This is a genomic window from Clostridium beijerinckii (genome assembly GCF_008705175.1).
GTDB lineage: Bacteria > Bacillota > Clostridia > Clostridiales > Clostridiaceae > Clostridium > Clostridium beijerinckii.
This window is the reverse complement of sequence record NZ_CP043998.1, coordinates 4,206,057-4,232,070: the sequence shown is the minus strand read 5'-3', so window position 1 is coordinate 4,232,070 and position 26,014 is coordinate 4,206,057. Positions and strand designations below refer to the sequence as shown.

The window sequence follows — 26,014 nt, the reverse complement described above, 5'->3', positions numbered from 1 at the left end:
TGATAAAGAATTTGTACAAAAATATGAGGACTTTTTCAGTAGTCTCATTATAATTGATTTATCTATATAAATATAAAAACTATAAATTAGATTTATATGTGAAATGATTATCTGTCATTGTTAAAATTTTGTGTGGGTTTATACCAGAGATTTCATAATTCTTTTGTAATAAAATTGTATGTAACGTAGTCTTACTAACGTAATACCAGTAAAAATATGTAATTTTAGGTAAATTATAATATTTAAAGTGAAATTAACTATAAGTTAACTGGTATTTAAAATAAAAGGAGTAACTTTATATAAGAACAAAATATTTAGAAGGTGGTAAGATTATATGAAAATTAGTAAAAAAGTTAAATTCATTCTTCCAATTGCTGTAGCTACAGTCATGGCTACGTCTGTCAGTATACCTTTTATAAGGAACGTTAATGCTGAAATTACAGGTACATCAGGTATTGAGAATTTTTCATTACCTAAGGTTACAGGACCTTATAATATTAATGCAAATGTTGGTTCTGATCCAAAAGAGCTTGATTTTGCTTGGTTCACACAATCTTCTGGAAAGACACAAATAAAAATTTCACGTACATCTAATATGAATGGTACAGAATTTCCAACTTCTGCAGATATTCAGGATGCGGAACAAACTGTTGTAAAAGCTACACAATCTATTAATCAGAGTGAGACAGCCCTTACAGATATTGATGGAAAGGCTACTCCTGCTAATAATGGGGATGATGTTTATAATGGGAAGAAAACAGCAGGTGCTCCAACTGGTGAATATTCAAATAAAGCGAAAGTAAAAGGGTTAGATCCAGATACACAGTACTCTTATTCTGTAAGTGATGGACAAGGCAATTGGAGTCCAATTTATACAATTACCACACTACCTACAGATAAAGTAACGTTTGCTGCTTTTGGTGATCCACAAATTGGTGCATTTGATAATTCTAAAGGTACTGCTAAATCTAATGCTACAGGTGGTCACAAGAACTTAAATGATGATAAAACAGGCTGGAATAATATGCTGAAACTAGTGACTCAAAATAAGGACTTAAACTTCCTTTTTTCAATGGGAGATCAAATTAACGACTATAATTACTTAGTTCAACCTTCAAATTCATCTGATGGACAATGGTATCAATATAGGGACTTCTTTAATCCTGATTCTACAGTGAATTACATGCAAAACATGCCTTTAGCTGCTTTTTGTGGTAATCATGATCATCAAATGGGTGAATATTATGGCTATCACTACAATCAGCCTAATATAAGTAAGTTAGGTGCTACGCAATATGGAAATGATGGTGACTATTGGTTTACTGCTGGTCCAGTATTATTTTTAGTATTGAATGCAAATAACTATGGTACTGCTGATCATGACCAATTTATAGCAGAGGCTATTAAAGCTAATCCAAATGTAAAGTGGAAGGTTGCTACATGGCACCAATCTGCATACAGCGAAGCTAATCACAATACTAAAAATGAACTTGATGATCCAGTTTTAACAATACGTAATACTTGGACAAAAATGATGGATAAATACAATATAGATGTTGTACTACAAGGGCATGATCACTACTATACTCGTACTGCACAAATGTTAAATGGAAGTGCTGTTGATCCTAATACTGGTGCTCCTGAAACTTTGAAAAATAGTAGCAACGCTTCTGTACCAGGCACTGCAAATCCAAACGCTACTTATGCAAAAAAAGAATATCCAGACAGTGTAACTAATCCTAAGGGAACAGTTTACTTTACTCTTGATTCAGGTACAGGAAGTAAATATTATGACTTCAACAATGGTAATAATGATACAGTTGGCGGAAGTGCTGACCATTCATTTAGTGTTGTTGGATGGCAGGGGTATGTTCCATCGTACTCATATGTAAGTTTCACTGATGATACATTTACAATCAATACTTATGCAGCAAATGATTATACAATTGGTAATCAATCATTAATTGATAGCTACACTATTACAAAGAAATAATAAATAAGCATAACTTAGTAAAAGACAAAAGTTCAGTTAATATTGACTGGACTGTTTGTCATATAAAATTAAACTGCTTTTTATAAGGCAGTATAGAAGTAGGAGAATAGCATGAATATTATGAATATAAAATTAGGTTGGATTTCATCTATTAAAATAGGGGGCAAAATTATTGGATCTATTGCCATTTTGTCTGTTTACATTATACTGGCTATACTTTTTAGCTCACATACGCCTATTTATAATCCATTTAGTTCAGGAGCTGGTGGAGAAGTACATTATGAAAAGGGTAAGGTTATCTCAATTGATGAGCAGGTAATAAATTCATCAGGGTTTTCTGGGCTTTACATTGGAAGACAAATTGTAGATGTACTTATAGAAAGTGGGCAATATAAAGGACAGACTTTTAAGGTTAATAATGCCCTTAATTATGATACTAATTTTATTCTTCATAATGGACAGGATATTGTGGTGTCTGTTAATACATCTACTGATGATAAATCATACGTAAATGTTTATATGTTTGCACCATATCGTGTTGTTCCTTTACTTGTACTTATAGGCCTTTTTATTGGAGCAATCTGCTTAGTAGGTGGATGGCGTGGTTTTCATTCTGTGCTAGGGATCATATTTACTTTGACTACAGTATTATTTATTTTTGTTCCATTACTTTTCATGGGTGTGTCTGATGTCTTGGCAACTATATTACTTGTCATTGTAACTTCTTGCGTAACCCTCTTTTTAGTAGGTGGCTTTGATAGAAAAACTTTGTCTGCCGTATTAGGAACAGTGGTAGGTGTTGTTGTGTCAGTTGTAATTATGCTTATTTTTAGTAGGATTCTAGGTATATCTGGTTATACATCTTCAGACACAGATGCATTGCTTAACATTGCTGGACAAAGCAAGCTGCAGGTGAAAGATCTTTTATTTACAGGTATTATTATTGCTTCACTTGGAGCTGTAATGGATATTGCTATTTCTATTGCTACCTCAATCAATGAACTAAAGAAGCAAAATCAGGATGCTTCCTTTAGTGAATTATTCAGTTCAGGTATGAATATTGGACGAGATATGATGGGGACTATGAGTAATACTCTTATTCTAGCATTCCTAGGTGAATCCATTTTCTCTTTTATTTTAATGTACTCTTACCAAGTACAGTTTAAGCAATTGATTAACTCAAATGGTGTTGCAATTGATATTCTTAATGCTGTTTGTGGTAGCTTAGCAGTTATACTTACAGTTCCAATTGTATCGGCTATTGCAGCAAAACTGCTTCAAGGAAAGCAAAGTTCCGTTAAAGAACAAGAAACTAGTTCTAATACACTTTAGATACCTGAACTTATGCATATAATTCACCGAAATGAATAATATACTTTTGTTCCAATTTCTGGGTGATTCTGATGGGTGATTCTAAGGTTATAAAGTTGCACCCAAAGTGCTAGCCTCAAAGAACAAGCTTTGAACTAGCACATTTGGAACAACTTATAGCCAAAGAATAACATCCATCAAAATTACCAATGAAACATTCCACAAAAGTATATTACTCATTTCTTGTTGTGTTATCTATATAGACAAACAACTTGAAAATTAGACTTATTAGATGAGCATATTTACAAAGTTGCTAAGAATTTAAGTTTGTATCTTCATTAGAAATCATAAATATATTTGTGGAGAAAACATTTGAAAATGAGCTGTTAAAGGTTCTTAGCTGTAGGTTGTTCCATTTTAGCTTGTCAAACTGAAAGTTGGAGCATGCTAAGGTGGATACAACCTGCTGCTTAGAACCTCCAGCGATATTTTCATAGCTTTTCGGAATCAAAATATTTATGATTTCGGTAAGTTATCACATAAATATAATTTTAAATTTGGATATCTATAATGAAACAACAGGCAGCCTAAAACTATTTGTAATAGGCTGCATTTTTATTGTTGATATTTTGTTGACAGGTAAACAAAATGATGTTAAGATGGTTTTGTTGAGAGGTAAACAAAAAAAGTATCTGCTACGAAAGGAGAATTTAAAATAAATTTAGAAAGTACAAAACAAATTATAGATATAAAAGATATGCAAGGAGGAAAAAGTATGAATATAATCGGAATTAGTGCTAGTTCACGAAAAGAAGGGAATACTGCCTGGATAGTAAATAAAATACTCGAAGGTGCGAAAGAACAAGGTGCTGAAACTCAATACTTTGATTTCAATAATCTTGATATCAAACCATGTCAAGGATGTTGGGCCTGCCATAAAGGTGATCAGGGGTGTGTTATCAAAGATGATATGCAAAAACTTAATGATGCAATTGACCGTGCAAATGTCATTGTTTTCGGTTCGCCGATTTATATGATGCAGATGAGTGCTCAAGGAAAGATCATCATTGACAGGATGTTTGCACGATTTTCTCCACGATACTCTCCATATTTCAAGGAAGAAAGCGCAGCTGAAAAAAGACTAGTTCTTACATTTAATCAGGGAAATCCAGATCCAGAACTGTTCAAGTCGTACATTGATTATACTAAGCATATGTTTGAGCTGCTTGAATTTGATGTTACAGAGGTACCGGTTGTTACTGGTTTGAGAAATGGACCAGCAAATGAAAGAGAAGATCTTAACATTATGTTAAAAGATGTAGGAAAAACAATTGTTTCGGAAGGGATCTCGAAGTAATAAGGATACTAGGTATCTTTGCTCATTCCTCCATTTTGGAGGGATGGTCAAAAATACCAAATTTGTTACACGGTAATAATAGTTCTTAATGAAACAAAATAACAACTATTAGCAGTAGGATTCACTCAGTTTATATCAACATCACTCATAAATCTTTACAAAATAACAAATATTGATAGGAGGGTTTAAATGTCCAAATTTAAATCAAATAATGAACAAAACTCAGAACAAATTATAGATAAACACGCTTTAATATTCGGTCTTATATCTGTATTTCTTTGTGGAATAGGCTTTACGATCATAGCACCAGTCGTTCCATTTTTAGTTCAGCCTTATACAAGCAATCCAGGAGAACAAGCTATAGTTGTTACACTCCTTACATCTGTTTATGCAGTTTGCGTGTTTTTGGCAGCTCCAGGTCTTGGTGCTTTGAGCGACAGATATGGACGTCGTCCAGTACTCTTAGTATGTCTATTGGGTTCAGCAATCGGGTACGTAGTTTTTGGTATAGGAGGAGCCTTATGGATACTATTTGCCGGGCGTATAATAGATGGTATAACAGGTGGGACTATAAGTACTATTTTTGCATATTTTGCAGACATAATTCCTAGTAATCAGAGAACTAAATACTTTGGATGGGTGAGCGCTATTGTAGGTATAGGTACTGTAATTGGTCCAACTTTAGGTGGATTACTTGCTAAGTTTGGTTATTCTGTACCTATGTATTTTGCGGCAATAATAACGTTACTAAATGTTGTTTATGGAATCTTTTTTATGCCTGAAAGTCTTCACAATGAAGATAGACTAGAGAAGATCACTTTTGTGAGACTAAATCCATTTACACAGCTTGCCAGCATACTTTCTATGAAAAGTATAAAGATGTTACTTATATCAGGATTCTTACTTTGGATACCAAATGGATCTTTGCAAGCAGTATTTTCACAATTTACAATAGATACTTTTAGCTGGAAGCCTACAGTAATCGGACTCATGTTTTCAATTATGGGCTTTCAAGATATCATTTCACAGAGCCTTATAATGCCAAAGCTTTTGCTAAAACTTAATGATAAACAAATAGCGATTCTCGGCATGGGTTCGGAGATTATGGGATATGCTTTTATTGCTCTATCGGCTTTGTTATCATTTTATCCCCTCTTTATCATTGGAATGTTTATATTCGGTTTTGGTGATTCAATCTTTGGACCTTCATTCAATGGGATGATTTCCAAGTCTGTGGATTCCAGTGAACAAGGAAGGATTCAAGGAGGCAGTCAATCTATTCAGGCTTTAGCAAGAATGATTGGACCTATCATTGGTGGACAAATCTATGTATCACTTGGTCATTCAGCACCTGCTTTTATGGGGGTACTCCTTATAGCATTGGCAATACCAGTTTTATATAAAAGAACTCATGTAAATATATAAAATACATACTTTATTTTTAGGGGAGTATCCATTTTCATTTTGGATTGTAAGGAATATAAAAATGATAAAAAGTCCATGTCGCCTGAGATTTTGGTATAAGGCAAGGAGATGAATTGTACTCATATTATATAGAATCTGACAGCTTACATTAAATATGTAGGCTGTTTTTTGGCTTGCTTAAAAAGTATAAAACTTTTGAATTTTGAAAGACAATGATATAAATGGTTAAGTGGAAGAGGTTTATAAAAATAAAGATTATTAAAGAATTAATGAGGGCTAGAGAATATCTAACCCTTATTAATTTTACATATTTATCATATATACTGATAAATTAATTAGGAAGATTAAGGGAAAAAGAGAAAATATAAGCATGACTGATATAATTGATAAAAATATCATTATTGACGATAGAAACGGATTTTAATTTTATCGGAAAAACTGATAAAATATAAGTATAGTAAGACAGACAAGCAGCTAAGAAAGTCGATTGAATGGGGGAGAATATATGAAATTAACACCAATAAGATTAAGAAGATTAAACTCTGGTCTTGATAGTGAGGAGGTTATAGAAGCATTAAAAATAAGTAAAAGTACATTTTATAAGTTAGAGCAAGGGTGGACAAGACCATCGCCAGCACTGATAAAAAGACTTGCAGATATTTATAAATGCTCAACAGATGACATATTTAGAGATTTAAAGATAACAGGGTAGACAATAAAAGATTCATCAAAATTTATGAGTGCATTAGAAGAGGTGAAAAACAAAAGTTATCGAGATAGATATTTTATGTCAGGGGGAATTCAAATTGTTAATTAAGTGTAACTGGAGAACCTGTAAAAATTATAAAGATGGAGTATGCAAAGCAGATTCTATTGAATTAAAGAGCTTTGATTACGAAGAAGATAACGAAGAGTTAGAAGGTTTAAAATGTGCCACATATGAATATGATTCCTTTTGGATGTGCGATAAGGGAAGAGAAGTAGATGTAAGATGATATATAAAGAATACGAAAGCTATAAGATGGTATAGGAGTTGATAAGATGAGCGAGGGCTGGTTTAAGATTCATAGAGTTTTATTTGAAAAGGCTATTTGGTTAAATTCAACTTTAGAGCAGAAGGTTATATTGATTACGATTCTAAGTATGGCAAATCATGAAAAAAGAGAGTGGGAATGGAAAGGAACAAAGTTTAAAGCAGAAGCAGGTCAATTTGTAACTTCCCTGGAGGGAATAGTTAAGAAAAGTGGTGATGGTATATCACTTCAAAATGTAAGAACTGCCCTTAAGAAATTTGAAAGATATGATTTTTTAACACAAGAGGTAACAAATACTGGAAGACTTATAAAGATAGTAAACTGGGAACTTTACCAAGGAAAGCAAGAGAAAAATAGCAGTCATTCTAGCAGTGAATTAACAAGCATATCACAAACAGCTGACAAAGAGCTAACAACTAACAAGAATAATAAAAACTATAATAATCATAAGAATAATGTATTTATAGAAGAATTTACTAAAAATAAGCTGCTAATTGAAAGTATATTAGAATTTATAAAAATGAGAGAAAGAATTAAAAAAACAATAACGGATAAAGAATTAAAAATGTTATTAAATAAACTAAAAGATTTATCTCAAGACGAAGAAACACAAATTAAGATTTTAGAAAACAGCATAGAGCATTGTTGGCAGGGATTATATCCATTGAAGGAGGAAAAGTATATTTATGGAGGCTCTTCAAAGAATATTAAATCAGGTGAGAGAAAATTCAATATTAAAATCCCAGAACGGAAACCAAAAGCAGGTGAAGGCTGCACAAGAGACAGGCCATTTTAAATGTGAAAAATGCAAAGATACAGGTTATATTATAAAAGCTCAATTTCATGCACAGCCACTGATGACACCATGTTCGTGCTTAGAGATTGAAAATGTCAAAAGGCTATGGAAAAATAGTGGGATAAACCCAGAAAATTTAGAAAAGACCTTTAGCAATTTTGAAGAATGGTCAAGAACTTCTAAAAAAATGAAATTTATTGCAACAGAGTATTATATGAGTTTTGATGAGATAAGATCAAATAGGAAAAATTCAATTTTACTTTGTGGTAATCCAGGAAGTGGAAAGACTCATATTGCCTTAGCTCTTGCAAATAATTTTTTGAAAAATAACATAAAAGTTGTTTACATGCCTTATAGAGATGTGATTACAAGCCTTAAACAAAATATCCTAGACAAAGAATATTATAAAAAGACCTTAAGTAAATATAAAACCTGCGAAATTCTATTAATTGATGATTTATATAAAGGAAAAGTTAATGAAACAGACATAAATATAATGTTTGAATTGATAAATTATAGGTATTTTAATCACTTGCCATTTATTGTTTCAAGTGAGTTCACAGTTGAAAGACTGCTAAATTTTGATGAAGCAATAGGAAGCAGAATATATGAAATGACCAAGGATTTTATAGTTGAAATTCAAGGCACGGAAAATAATTATAGACTGAGGTGAGAATATGTCCAATATACATTGGTGCATATGCTTAAAAAGTAGCAATATGCCAGGAAAAATAATTTTTAAAAAACACGCCGAATTTGGGGATAAGATAAATAAAATCTTAGAGAAGAAAAGTGCTGAATCGATGGGGAGAGAGGTTTTGAAAGATGAATATAGCTATGCAGATGAAAAGAAATGTTTAGAGTGCGAAAATGATTTTGCTTTAATAAAAGAAATTAATGCATTAGATTATGAAAATAATGAAACAAGTAAAAATGATGAAAATATCAAGAATAAAGTTTTAATTAATAAAGTTGAGGGGAGAAATAATATGGATTCAAAAGGAATTATACAAAGATTAAATACATGTATCATAGCATTAAACAGGAGCAATACACAGTTAAAAACTTTGGGGCTTAAAAAGGCTCAGGCAGAGAAAGAATATAAAGTAAAACAAGCTGAAGAAATATTAAAACTTAGGGAAGATAAATATCCAGCTACGTTAATAATGGAATTAGTTAAGGGAAATAAAGAGGTTGCAGAATTAAGGCTTCAAAGAGATGTAGCAGAAAATGCTTATTTTACATGCTTAGATGGAATAGATAATTTAAGAATAGAAATAGAATTGATAAAGAATAAATTAAAATGGCTTAGAGCTGAACTTAATAGTCTATAAAAGAGACTTACATGGTGATTTTATTTATAGATATCCAAATTTAAAACTACATTTATGTGATAACTTACCGAAATCATAAATATTTTGATTCCGAAAAGCTATGAAAATATCGCTGAAGGTTCTAAGCAGCAGGTTGTATCCATTTTAGCATGCTCCAACTTTCAGTTTGACAAGCTAAAATGGAACAACCTGCAGCTAAGAACCTTTAACAGCTCATTTTCAAATGTTTTCTTCATATTATGACCCTTGTGGTTACAAATATATTTATGATTTCTAGTGAAGATATGAACTTAAAGTTTTAGCAAATTTGTAAATACATTCATCTAATAAGTTGAATTCTTAAAAATGATGAAACATTCCATATTATGACCCTTGTGGTTACAAAAGTATATGGCTCATTTCTGGTTGGAGATATTTCATAGTCTAATTATGGTTTATGATTGTGTTATCTATAAATCATAGTGTGAATATAAAACTTGATTAAATTGAGATCTATTTTGTGGAGATGTATAAGGAAACTTTGAAAGATTAGTAAGTAAGAGGGCTAATGAGTAAGGAGGAGTGATATATATGAATATCACTCTGCAAACAAGGAATTGGGAATGATTACAATTAAATCATAACATATAAATGCATCATTGTAATGGTTTTTAATAACCAAAATTGTGGCATCATTCCCCATTTCTCTTGAGCTAAATTAATCTAGCCATATATGTTGAAATAATATAGTGTTCAAAATCAAATTTACATAAATCTCAACCGAAATTGAATACATACTTGTTCTATAAAGCTATGAAAATTTCGCTGAAATGTTTTAAATTGAAGGTCACACTTATTACTGCATGTTCCCACTTTCAATGTGACAAGCAGTAAATGGAATAATTTATAATTAAGAAGCTAAGCAGCTTATTTTAAAATGCCTATTTCATATTATGAACTTTGAGGTTACAAACATGTATCAAATTTTCAATGTGGAGACTTATTATATACAAAATGGATTTTAATTATTTTTAGAAATTTAGAAACTAGGGGTGGTTAATATGAACAGTACAATAGATAAAGTAAGAAGATATAGAGAGATTTTAGCAGACATACAAGATATAGAAATAAGAGTTCAGGAGCTTGAGGAAGAAATCATAGGAATAAGTGGAATAGAGATGGGAGAAAGAACAGGAAAAACTTATAAGATTACTTCAAGTGTGGAGCAGCAAGCAGAAAAGTTAATGGAAAGAAAAGAAGATTTATATAAGGAGCAAGCAAATAAGAAAAGAGAATTAAAAAGGATAGAAAATGCGCTTACTATATTGACAGAAGAAGAAAGCGACATTATAAAAATTGTTCATATAGAACATAGAAAATATTATGTCGTTCAGGAAAAATTAAAGCTATCTTATCAAAGGATAAAACAGCTAGAAAAGCAGGCAGCTACTAAGATGGAAAAGTATATATCATAATGATTTTGGGAAAAGGTATTTCCTCGGAAATATTTGTTGTAAAATTGAAAACTTCAAGGGGAATGTGGCTTGTAAATCGCAACATATATAATAATATTATAATCAATAGTCATATTCATGTATATAAAATACCCCAAATAGAGTCTACAGCATTTTACTGTAGACTCTTTGATTTTTCGAAGATCTTATTTCCTAAACTAACTATTAATGATAAGCTTATTACTTCTTTTCAATTATTGCAGTATATTTTAGTTCTTTTTTCTCATCATTAAATTCAAAATTTAATTTTAAGTTAGGGGGATAAGTGTAGCCAGACAAATATATTTCATATTTATTAGCTTCAATTTCATTCATTGTTGAATTTTTTTCAATTAATTGTTTATAGTATTCATAAGATTTTTCTGGAAGCGACCAAGACGCTGAAATTTTACTTGTTGTTTCAAATAACCCGTTATATTTTCTGTAGGAATATTCAATATTTTCAGCATCATCTGGTACTTTTTCAGGGAAGAAATTCTTATAAATGGCTTCATATTTACGCATATCATTACCAACATGTAAGTAATTCTTAGGTGAATTTGTATACGACTCTAATGGTGGAGTTACAAAAACTAACATAAATCCACTAGCCAAACTTAACATGATAGAAATTAATAGCGCTAAAACATTTAATATAATTTTCCATCCGTATGATTTAATATAATTCGTCTTACTTAAAATAATTTTTCCTAAGATACTGCAAAGTAAAGGAAGCATAAACATAATAAATAAGATACTATATGTTTTAAGCCCTAAACTTCCAAAATATAATCTTGGATATTCTAAATCATAACCTATTTTAATAGAAAGATATCCAACAATTATCCCTAATATATTAAGACCAATAATAACAGTATATATAACTTTAAATATTTTTTTTATGGTCTCAAATCGTATATTCTTTTTAGCGTTCAGTAATAAATCTTTCTCTTGGAGATTAGCATAAGTGTCACTATCATCATAACTTTTGGCCTCAACATTTTCTGTAGACTCTTTGAAAAGTTTGCTACACTGTGCACAATCATGTAAATGCTCTTCTACAAGAAGTTTGCTTTCAGGGCTGCATGTATTATCGATGTATGCAGGTAACAAGTCCATAATTACTTCACATTTCATATTTTCATCTCCTTTAGGCTTTTTTGTAACATTAGTTTTGCACGATGAAATGTAACTCTTGCCCAGGTTTCATTTTTACCATATTTTTTACCTATCTCTTTATAACTTAATTCTAAATATGTTCTACTAAAGAATACGGTTTTGTAAGGATCACACATTTGCATAACTATTTTTAAAATATAACTTAATTCATCTTTTTTAACAAAATCATCTTCTAAAAGATTTTCTGTATTAAACTCCATTTCTTGTATGTTTTCAATATCAACTATTTTAGATGTCTTTTTTAAATAATCAAAATATAAGTTTTTTCCTATTTGACACAGCCAAACAATCAATTTACTTTTTCCTTTAAAACTTTCAATTTTATTAAATGCCTTTACAAAAGTCTCTTGCGTTAAATCTTCTGCTAAATCATAGTCTTTAGTTAATTTTAGTAAGAACTTAAATACATTCTTAACATATAATTCATATATTATTTCAAAATCTGTTTTTTCCATCTGCCTCCCCTTTTACAATATAAATCTTAAAATAATTATTCAAAGATTTAGGTGAATTTTTAGTATTTATATATATGACTATCAAAAATAGATTTTGTTACAAAAAAATCAAAATTATTATTCTTTTAAATATATCATTAGAATTTTACCAGTAAAACAATCTAAAAAATTTTGGAGTAAAATTGTTTTCAATACAGATGAAGGATCTGATATTGTAATTAAGTTTTTTTTAATCTCATATAGAACTATAAAATGTAAACTATTTTTGTTAATCTCAATTTGAGCAATGCATGGTAGCTTAATATATTTAAAAGCTTCCACTGATTCTAAGATCACACCTTTAGACTCAAATCCTAAATTTATTGCAGTATCATATAGCTGAAATAAATTTACTCGCATAGTCCTATCGTATTTCATTATACCCTTCAATTTTTTAACTGAATAGTTCTTATTATAGTACATTAGTATTGTTGCTAATGCAGCTATTCCACAATCTTTTTTATCTTCTTGTTCAACAAAACAATATTTATTCATAATATTTACCATCCTTACGCAGTTAATTGATTTATACACTAAAAAGTTATTTATAAAATGATTATTAATTAAAACTTCAAAAAAAGATTTTGCCATATATAGCAAAATCTTTTTAACTAATAATTTTTTTTATTGTTTAATCTAAATGTTGAAATTTAAAATTCGTCGCCCATAAAAGTCCAAATAGCACTATATGCCATTCTTCTTAGTGTAGTATCTCCACCATTAGCAATATCTACTACTTCAGCATGGTCAACTAGGTAATCTTTTATGCTTTCACCGATTCCAGGAATTTCTTCAAGAGTAGGAGCTGAATAATATGCCACAGCATGAGCAAAGATTTCTTGTGCAACTTGTTTTTGAGTCATACCAGTAACTCTTCCAGTGGAAACTAATCTACGTGCTGTTAGCATACAATTGCTTTTATTTCTGTAATAATCGCTCATATCTAAATGTGCGTCTCCACCGTATATTAATTTCATTTCGTCCTTTGCTAAAAATTGAATACCTTCTAAATTCTTCATCATTTTTCCTCCTAAAATATAATGTTGTACTATTTTTGAAGACTACTTTAACCGGTTGTTTTGTCTTACACTTACTAAAAGAAAATCTAACTTGATTTTGTAAACATAAAATTTAATAAAATTTATATAATTAATAATTGAACTTAATGTGCTTGACTCTTATTATTATTTACTGATAGTTTTTCGCTGAGATAATTTAACAATTAAGGTGAAGAATAATTGCACAGGCACCTTATGAATTTTATTTATATATTAACAACATAATCTGATTTAGTTGTATAGGACAAAATTTGAGAATAATTAAGAAAATACCTGATAGTGTAAAATGTCATATAAATATATTTTTTAAATTAATTTTTCTGAATATATTATTCACTTGGAGCAAAATAAAATTAATAGAAAAATTTTAGAAATCCTAAATAATATCTATAAAAAATTAATATTGAAATCATCTATAATAGTAGATGAACTAAAAACATTTACGGAAATGATATTATCCCTTCATACTGTCAAGTTTATTATTTTAACTGACTATTATAAAGGGAGCATATCAAAAAGTAGGTGTTTTTATTATATAAAAATAACTAATAAAAGAGGTGTAGTAGAAAGGATGGTATATATGAAAGGCATAGACGTAAGTAATCATAATGGAAGCATAAATTTTGGACAGGTGAAAGATTCAGGAATAGAAGCTGTTTACATTAAAGCTACAGAAGGTACAACATTCAAAGATCGATGTTTAGAGGTTAATTATTCCAATGCACATTGCGAAGGATTAAAAACAGGATTTTATCATTTCTTGGTTGGGACTAGCGAGCCAGAAACTCAGGCTAATAGTTTCTATAATGCTATAAAGGATAAAGCAAATGATCTAATTCCAATGTTAGATGTAGAAAGTAATTTTGATGGATTAATGGACTTTGTATTAAGATTTATTGCTAAATTTAAAGAGATATCAAATATGCAAATTGGTATTTATACTTATACTAGTTTTACAGATAACTTGGATGATAGAATTGCTGGTTATCCACTATGGGAGGCGAATTATAATAATAATCCATGGAAATTAAATTCTAATTTCTTTGCTAATAGAGTGGGCCACCAATATTCTGAAACAGGATGTGTAAATGGTATAGATACTGATTGCGATATGAATGAGTTTAATGATGGAATAATTAATAAAACTAATGGATATGTAAGAACTAATTATCTTCCAATTGGATATAGAGGGGATGGAAGTTTTGCTGGAGTTGACATGGAATATGTGCAAGAATATTTTGAAGATATTCGTATCTATGCTAATTCAAATGAAAAGGGAATTTGGGTTGAAACTCAAAATTTGCCTATGAGCAAATGTTTGGAATTAAAAGATACGTTAGGATGTTGGTTTTATGAAATAAAATAGTTTAAAGGGCATGAGAGTAATCTTGTGCCCTCTATTTTTTTGCACTTTTCTGATATGTCCTTAGTAAAAGGATCGTAGAGAGCTATGATATAAGCAGTTTATGTGGTGGTTTGAAATATATGTTATAATAATTATTATATGGAATAGAAATTTGGTTCAGATAGTAATTAATATTACTAATTATAGATTTTTATACTGGAGGGAAGTAGTTGAATGAGAGTAAAATATGGAAAGTGATTTTTTATTCAATGGGTATTATAAGTGTAATTGTTTTGGGGTTATACATATATGCTATGTCTACATTTTCTGAATCATTTTCATAGATATAAAAATGAAATTAATAGGGGTGGGAGTATAATATGAAAAGAGTTTTGCTTTTAATCTTTACTACCATAATTATGTTTCAATTTTTGATTGCATGCTCGACAAATAAAAATGTAGCATTTAAAGAATTTTATTCTAATGTAATTGGGTTTAGTAAAACTGATGAAGAACAAGCTATTCAGCAAGATACGATTCTAATGTTGACTAATGAAGAGTTTCAAAGGTTTAAAGATAAATATTTTACACCAAGAGAAATTCCAATGAAATCACCTGATAAAGAAATGGCAATTTTATACTTACAAATACCTTCCGTAAATAGTTCAGTACAAGGATATAGTGTTGAAAGTATAAATGTAGGTAATAATACTTTAACAGTAAACTTAAAACCATCATCAGTTGCACAAGTTGATGGCATAGAAGGATTTGATGGCACATGGAAGTGGGTTATGTTAGTTGAAGTAGACAAAACTAATTTAAAAGATAATATGAAGATTGTTTTAAATAAATAAATTTAATCTAATACTTTTAAGATTAGATTAAGCCACAAAATAGGAGGTATTATGGAGATAGAGTTTAAAATTTCAAAGGATGAATTAATAGCTTTTAATATGAAGTATATTGTTAACACAAAAACTTACAAACAGCAAATTCGTGCATATGCTGTACTTGCTTTTTTTATACTGCTTGGATTGATGATTTTACTTAGAAGTACTTTATACACTGTAACTATTATTATTATGTACATTATATTCTTCTTTTCTAGAAAAAAAATATTTAACAGATCACTAAGAAGAAGATTTCTAAGAATATATGGAACAAATAAATTAACAGATACATTTGAGACAACGCATTTAAAATTTATAGAAAAAGGAATAAAAACTAATACTAGATTTTCAGAGAAAATTCATAATTGGAACTCCATAAAAGGTTTGTATTTATTAGAACAATATATTTTTATACCTACAATGAATGGTGAAAGTTTAGTAATACCTATATTGTCGTTTTCTTCAATGGACGATAAGAAGTTGTTTTTAGATACTATTATTAAGAATACAAATTTAGAATTAAAATATAGTTATCCTGATTCGGTTTAGTTTTAAATTCTATAAAACCTCCTCAATTTTGAGGAGGTTTTTGATATTTTATAAAGTAAAGTTATGCAATTGCAATGACTGCCGAAATTGCTTCAATTGCTTCTGAAAAAGCAGATATAATTGCAGCACCTAAAGCTGTTTCAGGAAGTGCAAGTAATATAGCAGCAACAACTGCAATGCATATTATGACACCTATAGCTGGATTTTCTTTAACAAAATCAACTACGCTGCTTGTAGCAAGTTTAAGATCTTCAAGCAATTTATCTTTATCTACTCTAAATTCAATTGATAAAGTTTCTGAAAGAGAAAATGTATCATGTTCAGGCACGTTAAATGAATTTTCAAGCTCAATCTTTAAACTAGTACCATTAGTTGATGTTTTAATTGATAGTTCCATATCTTTTGCTTTTGCAAGAATTGTTGACAATTCAATATTATCTTTATTTAAAGATGCTTTAAGATTATCAAGAGGCGTTTGTATATCGGCACCATCAAATTCACCACCTTTAAATTTTATAACTTTTGAGTCATCTCCTAAGGCAGCTTTTACTGCTGCTCCTATAGCGATTTTAACAAATGCATTATTAAATATTTCTATTTCTGCATCAGGGGTTGAGAATTCAACGCCAAATAGTTTGGCAAAACTGTTATCATTAAGTGCTCCTAAGATATCGACTGGAACTACGCTATTAACACCTGGATTCTTTCCAGAAGAAATATTATTATCAATTTCAATATCTGCATTGCCATGTAAAGTAACGGTTGAAATTTGGTCAAATGCCCAATCTTTTGGAAGTGGATATCCAAGATTTCCACTAAAGCCAGTAGACATATCACATACGAAACTACTGCAAGAATAACCGGCATTTTGCACTCTGCTGCATACATTTCTAGGTGCATATATACCTATTTTATAGATGGAATTTGCGTTAGTGAATTTTTCGCTTATTGCTTTAAAATAAGGTAATACATTAGATGTTACATCAGAATCTAGTGCATCAAAATCAACAGCAAAATATATTATTGTATCTTTAGTAAAACCTAATTGGGCTGCAGCAAATATAGCTGAGTCTGCATCGAAGACACCTTGCTCATATGAAAAATAACTTAATTTGTATCCTCCAACTTCAAAGATTGGAATAACTCTTAATCCATTATCAAATATAATTTTTAATTCAGATGAGGTCATTCTAAATTTTCCAGTAAGATATCTGCCAACTACTTCATATTTATTAGATTTAAGAGTAGCCGCAATTGCGTCTGTAATAGTAGTTGAACAATCGCAGGCAGTACCTTTTCTAGTGTTATCTCCAGTACTTACAAGCAGTGATGCAAAGGTTTGGCTTCCAGCAATTCCATCAGCATTTAAGCCGCAAAAACTTTGGAACTTTGTAACTGCATTTTTAACTCCATTTCCATAACCACCATCAAATCCATTAGGATCAAATTCTTTACCGTTACAATATAAAGCAAACTGTAGTAAATATATAAATTTAGTTTTAGTACTTCCTAATGATAAAACAGGACATTTACTTTTAGTTGAAGGTCCAAATACTCCATTTGGTGTAGAAATGCCTTCCTCAATCTGCAGAGCATAAATTAAGGCTTTATTAGTAGAACGGTCATAAATTCCATTGCATGGTACTAAGCCTATATCTATACTAAAAGAAGTATTTGAAATATAATTTTTGTTTAAGTATTGTTGAATAGTACGTATTTTTTGATCACATTTGTCCTTATATTCACCATAAGTAAGCATTTGAAAAGCATCCATAGATAATAAAGCTTTCATTAAAATACTATCAACAACACCATTTGCATTAGATAATCCAGCATCAGTTTGAAGTTGTTTTATAGCAGCTTCTGTATTTGTACCAAATGTACCAGTAAATCCGCCGGGATTATATCCTTTGCAGAATAATGCTCCTTGGAGAATAAATATTTTATGCTGATAAGATATAATAGCGGATTCAGACCAGTCATTTTGTGGCTGAGAGTCAATTGATAAATTTTCAAATGCACTTCTTGTTGCGGGGCCAAAGCTTCCGTTAGGGGTAGATATACCAAGTTCAATCTGCAGAGCAGTTGTTAGTGCTGTTATTGTTGTCCAGCCAGTAGCCCCATCCTCAGGAATTATTTTGTAATTAGAATTATCCTTGTAAATTCCATTTAACCATTGTTGGGTTTTTAATACCATTTGATCCAAGTGAATCACTCCTTTATTTTTGTTTTCATAATATATAAGAGAATAATTTAATAATATGTAAACCTAAAATTAAAGAAATATTTTTATTATGCTAGCAGTACCAAAAATAAAATCTACATGGATATTAGAAATATAGATATAAAATAATCTCAATGGCGTGAAAATAATTTTATGCTCTCCATTTTTTTGTAAAGAATCAAAGATATGCTATAATAAAGTAAACGTTAAAATAAAGATACAATACAAGCTGTTATTAAATTTTATGAGAATATTGTAAACTTAAAGGAGATTGATAATTTATGGTAGAGAACATTACAGAATATTCATTAAATGATGGGCTTAAAGTGCCAAGCATTGGGTTTGGGACATACAGTCTAAATGGTATAGAAGGAGCTAATAGCATCAAAGAGGCAATTGATTTAGGATATAGATTAATTGATTCAGCATTTAATTATGAAAATGAAGGCGCAGTTGGAGAAGCAGTAAGGAAATGCTCTGTTTCAAGAGAAAGGCTTATAATTACTTCTAAATTACCTGGTCGTCATCACTCATATAAAGAAGCTATTAATACAGTTGAAGAGTCATTATTTAGGGCTGGATTAGATTATTATGATTTATATCTTATTCATTGGCCTAATCCAAGAATTAATTTATATGTTGAAGCTTGGCAGGCAATGATTGAATTAAAGAAAAGAGGCTTAATTAGATCAATAGGTGTTTGCAATTTCATGCCAGAACATTTACAGACTTTAATAAAAGAAACTGGTGTAGCTCCTAGTATTAATCAAATTGAGCTTCATCCTTATTTTAATCAAGAAGAGCAACGTGCTTGTAATAAAGAACATGGTATACTTACAGAATCTTGGAGCCCTCTTGGAAGAGGTAATAGTATGTTAAAAGACGAGAAAATTGCTGGAATTGCTGAAGCACATAAAAAATCTATTTCACAAGTAATTTTACGTTGGCATATACAATTAGGGGCAATTCCACTTCCAAAAGCATCATCAAAAGAGCATCAATTAGATAATCTTAATATTTTTGATTTTGAATTATCAGAAGATGAAATGAAAATCATTTCTGGACTTTCTCGTGAAGATGGTCGTACAACTAATCAAGATCCTAGAGTTTACGAGGAATTCTAATAAAATAAGCAGTAGAAATGGGTAACCTGACTACTGCTTATTTTTATGTATATATATCACTTCTCGTGATAAAAGTTAGTAAAGCAGTAGAGAGGGAGGTCCTAACTACTGCTTTTGTCTTTTAGGAAACACAATGTTCTATATCATACATTAGTATGAGATTAAGAATTAATAATGAAAATATATCCACTCCATTAGTATATTATCTGGCAATAAAAATGTGATAAAAATTAGTAAGATAATTGATATTTTCATTATTTCTTTTATAGCAAATCATAAATTAATACATAGTATGGAATTGTAGAGAGATTCTTATGTACCATAACTTAATGATAGTGTAACTATGCTATGAAGAAATAGATATAAAAATAAATTTACACTGTCAAATATAAATGTTTAATTTTATTATTCATTACGGAGGAGAAAAAGATGAGTAACAAAGAGTGCTGTGATTGTGATGATCTTGGAATAATGTATACTATTAATTGCGAAGGAACTCTTAGCGACGATGCCGAGTGCTGTCCAAGAATGGATTACCCTGGAAAAGATGCATTGGAAGATGCGTATAATCAAGGACGTAATAAAGGGTATTGTGATGGTGTGGAAGCTGGACGTGAAGATGGATACTGTAAAGGATACGAGCAGGGAGCAAGGGAAGCATGCGAAAACACAAAGCAAAAAGCTTTAGATTGTGTAAGAAATATTAATTGTCGTTAATTGTTAAAAGAATATTTATTGTTTAGTAAATTTACTAAATAACAAAAATAAGAGATAGCAGAAGATCATGTGAATGATAATAAGGCTATCTCTTTATTTATTGAAAATAGGAAACGTATTTTAATTATTAGCATAATTTTAAAATAATATACATAAATAATAAAAATATTATTAATCTTTTTCGCTTTTGTATTGAATTAATTTTTTATTTATAAGCTTTGCTTCCCTTTCGCCATTTATGCTCATCATAGTATAAACTAAAAATTTTACTATAACTAATGCAAAGATATATGCTAGAAGTAAATTAATATTCATAACCTTACCTGGGCTAAAAAACAACAGCCATAATAAAATCATTAATTCTGAGAGAGTTAAGAAAACATTAAAAGTAATTAGTCGAACTTTTTTATTAATATCGTTTTTATTTATAAAAGCCAATTTGAAAAATACGTACGCCAATGAGAATAACATAATTTGAAAAAGTTGTGAAGTTTCAATTGTTTCCTTTGAATAAATCGCTGAAATCGTTGTAATAAGGATCATTAGGAATCCGCTAGATATAAAGAAATCTTTTAAAGAATTTTTTAAATAACCAATAAATTTCATAGTATAACCTCCTTATTTATAATCCTAATTTTTTCTTAAATACAGGAACATATTGTCTTGAAATGAATATCTTTTCTCCATTTTGTAGTAATGCTTCAAATTTACCATAGAAAATTGGGCTAACAGATTCTATTTTAGAAATATTAATAATTGTTGACTTTGATGCTCTAAAAAAATCACTGTTCTCATATTCAGACTCAATTTCGTAGAGCTTAAGTCTTGATTGGAAAATTTTTTGCCTACAGTAGATGAAGACTTTATTATCTACAGATTCAAAATAAAATACATCTTTAGGATTGATAATATGCATTTGTAAATCTGTAAATCCAATAAGCTTTTTTGAAGATGATTTGAGAGAATAAATTAATTGTAGTAATGATTCGTCAGGCTCGTTACATTTTATTATTATTTCTGGTTCCGATCCAGCAGGGATATTTTCAATAATAATTTTCATTTCCACGTCCCTCCTTGCTTTATATTTATAGTATATGTCAGCGAATTTCACTATTCAATAGATTTGAAGTGAGATGCAAAGCTAGCTTTGTAAGTTGTATTTTTAGATTGATAGGTTGAAAAATATGCTAATCAAAAGAGAAATCAATTTGATGGATTAATCATTATAGAATATATTTCGCAAAAAATAATATATGTTATAATTTACTTAAGATGGGAAGCAATACTATATCATAAAATTTGAGAGATAATAAGATTTAGAGTCATTTGGATTTTAATAATGAAATTAGTACAATCTTAGAATTGTTAAGATTTATTATTCAAATATAATCAAGAGTGTTTCAATAAATGGAGGGGATTTTATTATGAATACTGAAAACTATACTTATGTGGCAAGCTGTGCTTTTACAAGAGAAGAACCAGAACTTAGCGCAAAAATTCAAGACTATTTAAAACAGAGATTTGATATGCCTATTATAAGGTGCTGTGTTCGAAATTATAAGGTCGAGGAATTTACGGCTGATATGCCGGAATGGATGCAACCACGTTGGAGAGCTACTCCACATTATAAGGAGTTTTCTGAGGATAGTACAATGGTATATGTTTGTCATAATTGTGCTGCTATTTTTCAGGAAACTATGAAGGAAGTGAAGAGGATTTCGATTTGGGAACTTATTTTGAATGATGAAGAATTTAAGTTCCCAGATTATTCACATGAAAAAATGACATTACAAGATTGTTGGCGTTCTTATGATAACCGTTCAGAGCAAGATGCTGTCCGTGGGTTATTGAAGAAAATGAATGTAGATATTGTGGAGCAAGATGAGAACTATGAAAAAACACAGTTCTGCGGAGTATCTTTGCATGCACCAGCACCAAAACGAAATTTGAAGTTAGCACCGAAACGATTTGTTGAAAATGCAGATGGAAAATTTATTCCTACAACAAGTGAAGAGCAAGAGAGGTTGATGCGTGAACATTGCCAAAATATTACTACTGATAAAGTGGTCGCTTACTGTCATTATTGTGTCAAGGGACTTAAGATTGGTGGGAAGCAAGCAAAGCATTTAGCTAGCTTGTTATTTGGTAATTAAGAATATTTAAAAAATCCTAAAGTATGGTTGGAGGGTATTATGAATTTAGAAGAACAGAGACAATTAATTTTATCTGGTAAAATGTATAATGATTTAACGACAGAATTAATTGAGGCAAGAGAGAAAACTGTATTTCTTACAAACGAATATAATAATAGTTTTGGTAAACCTCAGCATGAAAGAGAAGAAATATTAAAAAGGTTACTGAAAGGTATTGGAAGAGGAGTCCACTTTGAACCAACATTTCGATGTGAATTTGGTTTTAATATTACAATTGGAGATAATTTTTATGCCAATTTCGATTGCGTAATGTTAGATGGTGGAGGGATAAACATAGGGAATAATGTTTTATTCGGTCCAAGAGTTGGAATTTATACATCTAATCATGCAACATATGCAAAAGAACGAGTAGCAGGAGGTTGTTATGCAAAACCTGTAAACATAGGCAGTAATGTATGGATTGGAGCAGGCGTTAATATAAATCAAGGGGTAACAATTGGAGATAATACAATTATAGGATCTGGTAGCGTTGTTACAAAAAGCATTCCAGCCAATGTAATTGCTGCGGGTGTACCATGTAAAGTAATTAGAGAAATTACAGAAGAGGACAAGACAGGATTTGAAATATGAAAAAACAATTAGATATTTAGGGCATGCAAAAATACTTGCATGCTCTATAGATATCCAACTTTAAAACTAAATTTATGTGGTAATTTACCGAAATCATAAATATTTTGATTCCGAAAAACTATGAAAATATCGCTGAAGGTTCTAAGCGGCAGGTTTTATCCACTTTAGCATGCTCCAACTTTCAGTTTGACAAGCTAAAATGGAACAACCTACGGCCAAGAACTTTTAACAGCTCATTTTCAAATGTTTTCTTCACAAATATATTTATGATTTCTAGTGAAGATATGAACTTAAGTTTTTAGTAACCTTGTAAATATGTTCATCTAATAAGTTCAATTCTTGAATTGGATATCTATAATTTATATCATTACAGTAAAAATTTCATAAGTCGGATGGAGCAAATAGGACTATGAAATTTTTGAAGGAGAGTAGCATAAGTTCGGTTCTCATTGCTGGCCCTATAAACAATGTCACACTTATATTAATGATTTTGTTATATTGGCACTATAATAATTTTAGACAATCTTATTATTTTGGAGAGGATGACTTATTGTGTCTAATAAAAATTCTTTGAACAATAATATTATAAACATAGTCGTTTCAGTTTTATGGCTTGTATTTATATGTATAATGATTAGTTCGATCATCATATGGGAAAAAACAAGTGATTTGATATATATTTTATCAGGTGTTATTGGAGCGCTAGGGATTTTATTCAATATATATCTTTTATCGAAAGAAAAATCCAGAAAAAATGAGTGAGGATTATAAATAAGAAATAGTATAATTCATCATAGATCATGTGATATAAAGAATTAATTTTGAAGCAAAATATTTTAATTGATATTAAGTTTTTAGGAAGAGAATATTCTAATATTCTTTACCATATTTATTCTCGAGAATATATATTCTTTAGAATATTACCAGAGAAGAATATATATTCTTCAGAATATGCTTGAAAAATGCGGGTTTGAAGCTAGTGGTGGTAATGGAGTTGTATGTTCGAAGAATTATAACAACACATATATTTAAAATTAATATTGAATTATTAGAGGTGGAGTATGGAGAGTATTATACATATATGCTTTTCGCAATCAGCGGGAGGAAGTTTAAGACGGGCTGTTAAAAAGAAAAAAATATTTGAAGGGAAAAAAGTTATAGTGTTTCCTGATGATATTTCCATTGGAATAATCCAAAATAGCATAAACTTAAGTGAGAGATTAAAGTGGGTAGATAGTATTAATAAAGAGGATGAAAGAATTCGTTTGGAAGAAATTGATTATCTTAAAAGAGCTTACAAGCAATTTTATAAAGAAATTTCAAACATTAAGGATACAGATGTAATTTATCTATGGTATGGGGAATGCTGTAGTGATATATGTGGAATGATGTATGCTTTAGAATTATTGAAGAATAAAATAGAGAATATTTATTTTATAAATGTTTCGGAGAAGATTTATGAGGGCAACAGTATCATATATACATATAGAGCAGTAGCAGAAATTATTACTGAGAAGCTAAAAGAATTTATAAAAATAAGAAGAAAAATTGAATATAAAGAATATCATGATTTAATTAATCAGTGGGAATCATTAAAGGATAATAATTCAATACTTCGTATTTTTAAGGATGGCAAGGTAGAAGCTGTAAGTGAAGATTATTTTGATATAAATATATTGAAGTATACTGAAAATGAATTTAGAAAATGTGCAAGAATTGTTGGAAGTGTAATGGGATATAGTGAAGAGAAAATTTCTGATGACTATATATTTTGGAGGATAGGAGAACTCACTAAGTCTGGAATGTTAGAATACAAAGGGAAATTTGGGATAATGAGAGAAATGGAAGTTAAAATAACACAAAAGGGAATTGAATATATGAGCACTGATTCAGAAGCAATATCATTTTGGAGAAGTAAAGAGACTGAAAAACAATTTGAAAGAGATAAAATAAATGAAGCTAAAAATCAGGGGAGAATGGAAGAAAGAATAAACATAGCTAAAAAGCTTATGGATATTTTAGATGTAGAAGTCATAGCAGAAAAAACAGGTTTAACAGTAATGCAGGTTAAAAATTTAATAAATTGAAATAAAACTCAAAGAATATATTAATTATCAAGTAAAGAAACAATGTATATTATAATTTATTTATAGAGGTTATAGGGTTCATAAATGAGAGTCGAACTTATGTGGATATAAGCCGAAATTGAATACAACTGGATGATTAGAACCTTCAGCGATAGTTTCATAGCTTTTCGGAATCAAAATATTTATGATTTCGGTAAGTTATCACATAAGTCTAAGTTATATATTGTTTATCTATATATGAACAATGAACATATGAATTGATCATGTGTAAGGAGGAGGTATTTGTTTGGAAAAATTAAGTCATTCATTTAGTGGAGCATTAAGAACTTTTTCATTTTGGATTGTAAATGGAACTGTAGGTTATCCGTTGTTAGATGGGATTGATTATTCGTGTATATTTGAAGAACCAAGTGCTATGGAACAAGCATATGCAATCTTTGCTAACGTAATTGAAATGGATGATGAAGGTAATGTGCTAAATGCAAAATATGCCGAGAAGAGAGCTGCGCAATTTATAAGAAGTTATGTTGACGAAAATTATGTAGTAGATCCACCTTTAGAAGGATGGGAAGTACAACTCTATTGTTGTGACAGCAAATTAAATGATATGTAATGGGCGTTACTTAGATATAAATATAATATTGTAGTGAGTAGACGTAGCTTGCATCTGCTGATCTTGTATATATTTTACTTATAAATTCTGTTTTCTATTTACAAAAGCAGTAGTCAGGAGGTCACCAACTACTGCTTTTTTATATTAAAAAATAAACATGAAAGGTGATAATATTTTCTGTTTATTTCTTTTAAGAAATAATGTGCATTGAGAAAATGTCAATTATATT

The 26,014-nt window shown here is 29.9% G+C and carries 27 protein-coding genes; 20 read left to right on the top strand and 7 right to left on the bottom strand.

Annotation, left to right across the window (positions count from 1 at the left end; genetic code table 11):
• Positions 1-334 precede the first annotated feature (334 nt).
• The 10 genes from F3K33_RS19115 to F3K33_RS19065 all read left to right on the top strand — a co-directional run bounded on the left by F3K33_RS19115 (position 335) and on the right by F3K33_RS19065 (position 10,704).
• Positions 335-1,993 (top strand): purple acid phosphatase family protein, encoded by a 1,659-nt coding sequence (locus F3K33_RS19115; protein WP_023975185.1) that lies wholly within the window; start codon positions 335-337, stop codon positions 1,991-1,993.
• 111 nt (positions 1,994-2,104) lie between these two features.
• A complete protein-coding gene (locus F3K33_RS19110; RefSeq protein WP_238892873.1) occupies positions 2,105-3,325 on the top strand; it encodes a YibE/F family protein in 1,221 nt (406 codons plus the stop codon).
• Positions 3,326-4,079: 754 nt separating this feature from the next.
• Positions 4,080-4,661 (top strand): flavodoxin family protein, encoded by a 582-nt coding sequence (locus tag F3K33_RS19100; protein WP_039773771.1) that lies wholly within the window; start codon positions 4,080-4,082, stop codon positions 4,659-4,661.
• Positions 4,662-4,850: 189 nt separating this feature from the next.
• Complete coding sequence (locus tag F3K33_RS19095) at positions 4,851-6,086, top strand: MFS transporter (RefSeq protein WP_039773772.1); 1,236 nt, start codon at positions 4,851-4,853, stop codon at positions 6,084-6,086.
• 505 nt (positions 6,087-6,591) lie between these two features.
• Positions 6,592-6,798, top strand: coding sequence for a helix-turn-helix domain-containing protein (locus tag F3K33_RS19090; RefSeq protein ID WP_012059900.1), 207 nt, complete (start codon positions 6,592-6,594; stop codon positions 6,796-6,798).
• 94 nt (positions 6,799-6,892) lie between these two features.
• A complete protein-coding gene (locus tag F3K33_RS19085) occupies positions 6,893-7,081 on the top strand; it encodes a DUF1540 domain-containing protein (RefSeq protein ID WP_012059899.1) in 189 nt (62 codons plus the stop codon).
• A gap of 46 nt (positions 7,082-7,127) precedes the next feature.
• Positions 7,128-7,916: a phage replication initiator YdaU family protein gene (locus F3K33_RS19080; protein ID WP_023975181.1), complete on the top strand. Its 789-nt coding sequence runs from the start codon at positions 7,128-7,130 to the stop codon at positions 7,914-7,916.
• Complete coding sequence (locus tag F3K33_RS19075; protein ID WP_023975180.1) at positions 7,885-8,589, top strand: ATP-binding protein; 705 nt, start codon at positions 7,885-7,887, stop codon at positions 8,587-8,589. The genes F3K33_RS19080 and F3K33_RS19075 overlap by 32 nt, the downstream gene beginning before the upstream one ends.
• Before the next feature lie 4 nt (positions 8,590-8,593).
• Positions 8,594-9,250, top strand: a complete 657-nt coding sequence (locus tag F3K33_RS19070; RefSeq protein ID WP_023975179.1) for a hypothetical protein — start codon at positions 8,594-8,596, stop codon at positions 9,248-9,250.
• 1,040 nt (positions 9,251-10,290) lie between these two features.
• Positions 10,291-10,704 carry a hypothetical protein gene (locus F3K33_RS19065; RefSeq protein ID WP_023975178.1) on the top strand — a complete coding sequence of 138 codons (414 nt, stop codon included), beginning with the start codon at positions 10,291-10,293 and terminating at the stop codon, positions 10,702-10,704.
• A gap of 219 nt (positions 10,705-10,923) precedes the next feature.
• On the opposite strand, the gene F3K33_RS19060 is transcribed toward F3K33_RS19065, so the two are convergent.
• From F3K33_RS19060 to F3K33_RS19045, 4 genes are all read right to left on the bottom strand, one after another.
• Positions 10,924-11,859, bottom strand: coding sequence for a zf-HC2 domain-containing protein (locus F3K33_RS19060; RefSeq protein WP_039773773.1), 936 nt, complete (start codon positions 11,857-11,859; stop codon positions 10,924-10,926).
• Positions 11,856-12,356, bottom strand: a complete 501-nt coding sequence (locus F3K33_RS19055; protein ID WP_039773774.1) for an RNA polymerase sigma factor — start codon at positions 12,354-12,356, stop codon at positions 11,856-11,858. Before F3K33_RS19055 ends, F3K33_RS19060 begins: the two co-directional genes overlap by 4 nt.
• Positions 12,357-12,473: 117 nt before the next feature.
• A complete protein-coding gene (locus F3K33_RS19050; protein ID WP_023975175.1) occupies positions 12,474-12,890 on the bottom strand; it encodes a cysteine peptidase family C39 domain-containing protein in 417 nt (138 codons plus the stop codon).
• Positions 12,891-13,045: 155 nt separating this feature from the next.
• A complete protein-coding gene (locus tag F3K33_RS19045) occupies positions 13,046-13,414 on the bottom strand; it encodes a hypothetical protein (protein ID WP_023975174.1) in 369 nt (122 codons plus the stop codon).
• Positions 13,415-14,033: 619 nt separating this feature from the next.
• Between F3K33_RS19045 and F3K33_RS19040 the strand changes: the two genes are divergently transcribed.
• From F3K33_RS19040 to F3K33_RS19030, 3 genes are all read left to right on the top strand, one after another.
• The gene (locus F3K33_RS19040; RefSeq protein ID WP_023975173.1) at positions 14,034-14,819 is read left to right on the top strand and encodes a GH25 family lysozyme; all 786 of its coding nucleotides are present in this window, start codon (positions 14,034-14,036) and stop codon (positions 14,817-14,819) included.
• 359 nt (positions 14,820-15,178) lie between these two features.
• On the top strand, positions 15,179-15,652 hold the full coding sequence (locus F3K33_RS19035) for a hypothetical protein (RefSeq protein ID WP_039773775.1): 474 nt from the start codon (positions 15,179-15,181) through the stop codon (positions 15,650-15,652).
• 51 nt (positions 15,653-15,703) lie between these two features.
• On the top strand, positions 15,704-16,237 hold the full coding sequence (locus F3K33_RS19030; protein ID WP_039773776.1) for a YcxB family protein: 534 nt from the start codon (positions 15,704-15,706) through the stop codon (positions 16,235-16,237).
• A 61-nt stretch (positions 16,238-16,298) separates the two neighbouring features.
• On the opposite strand, the gene F3K33_RS19025 is transcribed toward F3K33_RS19030, so the two are convergent.
• Positions 16,299-18,434, bottom strand: a complete 2,136-nt coding sequence (locus F3K33_RS19025) for a glycoside hydrolase domain-containing protein (protein ID WP_243141321.1) — start codon at positions 18,432-18,434, stop codon at positions 16,299-16,301.
• Between the two features lie 308 nt (positions 18,435-18,742).
• On the opposite strand from F3K33_RS19025, the gene F3K33_RS19020 reads away from it, so the two are divergent.
• Together F3K33_RS19020 and F3K33_RS19015 are read left to right on the top strand one after the other, a co-directional pair.
• Positions 18,743-19,585, top strand: coding sequence for an aldo/keto reductase (locus F3K33_RS19020; RefSeq protein WP_023974600.1), 843 nt, complete (start codon positions 18,743-18,745; stop codon positions 19,583-19,585).
• Positions 19,586-20,014: 429 nt separating this feature from the next.
• Positions 20,015-20,302, top strand: coding sequence for a hypothetical protein (locus F3K33_RS19015; protein ID WP_012059888.1), 288 nt, complete (start codon positions 20,015-20,017; stop codon positions 20,300-20,302).
• Positions 20,303-20,473: 171 nt separating this feature from the next.
• Here F3K33_RS19015 and F3K33_RS19010 read toward each other — a convergent pair whose 3' ends face one another.
• Positions 20,474-20,908, bottom strand: coding sequence for a DUF3021 family protein (locus F3K33_RS19010; protein WP_023974599.1), 435 nt, complete (start codon positions 20,906-20,908; stop codon positions 20,474-20,476).
• A 16-nt stretch (positions 20,909-20,924) separates the two neighbouring features.
• A complete protein-coding gene (locus F3K33_RS19005) occupies positions 20,925-21,362 on the bottom strand; it encodes a LytTR family DNA-binding domain-containing protein (protein ID WP_023974598.1) in 438 nt (145 codons plus the stop codon).
• 364 nt (positions 21,363-21,726) lie between these two features.
• On the opposite strand from F3K33_RS19005, the gene F3K33_RS19000 reads away from it, so the two are divergent.
• From F3K33_RS19000 to F3K33_RS18980, 5 genes are all read left to right on the top strand, one after another.
• Entirely contained in the window at positions 21,727-22,455 is a 729-nt protein-coding gene (locus F3K33_RS19000; RefSeq protein ID WP_023974597.1) for a hypothetical protein, read from the top strand.
• Positions 22,456-22,494: 39 nt separating this feature from the next.
• Complete coding sequence (locus tag F3K33_RS18995) at positions 22,495-23,085, top strand: sugar O-acetyltransferase (RefSeq protein ID WP_017210179.1); 591 nt, start codon at positions 22,495-22,497, stop codon at positions 23,083-23,085.
• A gap of 552 nt (positions 23,086-23,637) precedes the next feature.
• The gene (locus tag F3K33_RS18990) at positions 23,638-23,847 is read left to right on the top strand and encodes a hypothetical protein (protein WP_023974596.1); all 210 of its coding nucleotides are present in this window, start codon (positions 23,638-23,640) and stop codon (positions 23,845-23,847) included.
• Positions 23,848-24,146: 299 nt separating this feature from the next.
• Complete coding sequence (locus F3K33_RS18985) at positions 24,147-25,172, top strand: DUF1835 domain-containing protein (RefSeq protein ID WP_039773778.1); 1,026 nt, start codon at positions 24,147-24,149, stop codon at positions 25,170-25,172.
• A 286-nt stretch (positions 25,173-25,458) separates the two neighbouring features.
• The gene (locus F3K33_RS18980; RefSeq protein WP_023974594.1) at positions 25,459-25,785 is read left to right on the top strand and encodes a DUF7677 family protein; all 327 of its coding nucleotides are present in this window, start codon (positions 25,459-25,461) and stop codon (positions 25,783-25,785) included.
• The last annotated feature ends 229 nt before the right edge of the window (positions 25,786-26,014 follow it).